At 64.3% G+C, this 1311-nt stretch carries 1 protein-coding gene; it reads left to right on the top strand.

The window, feature by feature from the left end:
- Nucleotides 1–254: 254 nt before the first annotated feature.
- A partial coding sequence (locus tag HGO92_RS23105; RefSeq protein ID WP_169999083.1) for a tyrosine-type recombinase/integrase occupies nt 255–1311 on the top strand: 1057 nt, incomplete at its 3' end.

Below are 1311 nucleotides of genomic sequence, written 5' to 3' on the forward strand. Positions count from 1 at the left end.
GTAGTCTGCGTATTTCATCTGATGAATCATGACGCCTCCTCTCCCCGCTGTGATGTGGGATGCCCCTGGAAGGGCGAGTTTACGCGGGTCATTGGCCGACCCCGGCTCTGTTGTCGGCTTCGGCCCGGCATCCGCTTGAGGGCGCGCCGCAGTCTTGTCCGGACCCGGAAACCGTCTCTGACCTGCAGGTTTGCCTTGAAGTCTCATCTGATGAATCATTGATTCATTTGCTGAGCAGCGTTTGGAGGCGCAAATTGAGTGTGGACCGGTCGGGTCGGGTGCTTGTTGTGGCGGGGTCGGTTCCGCTGCTGCATCCGGAGCAGCACACCGTCGAGGAAATGCTGGACGGGTGGCGCAACCAGCAGCTCTCGCGCAACCTGCAGTTCGACACGATCGCCCAGCGGATCCGCTATGTCCGCCGGTTTATCGAGCATATGAACGAGTTCCCGTGGAACTGGACGCCGGCCCATGTCGAGGAGTACTTCGGCGATCTGCGCTCCATCAAGCGCCTGTCACACTCCTCGGTGCGGGTCCAGCAATCCGCCCTGAGGGCGTTCACCTCCTACATCGCCAACCCCGACTACGGCTGGGACCGACGCTGCGAAGAGCTCTTCGGCACCCACCCCGCCCAGGTGTTCTTCGAGTGGAACAGCGCCCCACACGTGCAGGAATACGAGGGCGGGCCTTCGAAGCGCCCGTTCACGCGCCGGGAGCTGCAGATGCTCTTCGACCACGCTGACGACGAGGTCGAACGCGCCGCAGCCTCCGGTAAGAAGGGCTGGCAGTCGGCCTACCGGGACGCGGTCATGCTCAAGGCGGCCTACTCCTACGGGCTGCGGTTCAACGAGCTGAGGCACCTGCAGGCGGTGGACTTCGCCGCCAACCCGCACGCCCGCCGGTTCGGGAGGTTCGGGGTCTGCAACGTCCGCTTCGGCAAATCCCGCAGGGCCTCCCCTCCCAAACCCCGCAGCGTGCTGACGGTCTTCGACTGGACCCCCGGGATCTTCGAGGACTGGCTCGCCAACGGCCGCGGCGCCCTCGACACGCTTGACCTGTTCCCCAGCGAACGCGGTGGGCTGATCAGCGAATCCACTCTCCTGCGGCGGCTGCGCCGCTATCTCGACGAGCTCGGGATCCCCTCGGACGGGCTGGACCTGCATTCGTTGCGGCGTTCCTATGCGACCCATCTTCTGGAGGATGGATGGGATCCTAGGTTTGTGCAGTATCAGATGGGACACGAACATGCCTCCACGACCGGCATCTACCAGTTCGTCAGCGACGACTTCCGCGCCACGACCCTGCGGGCCGGGC

The sequence above is a fragment of the Crystallibacter degradans genome, from assembly GCF_012952295.1.
Lineage (GTDB): Bacteria > Actinomycetota > Actinomycetes > Actinomycetales > Micrococcaceae > Crystallibacter > Crystallibacter degradans.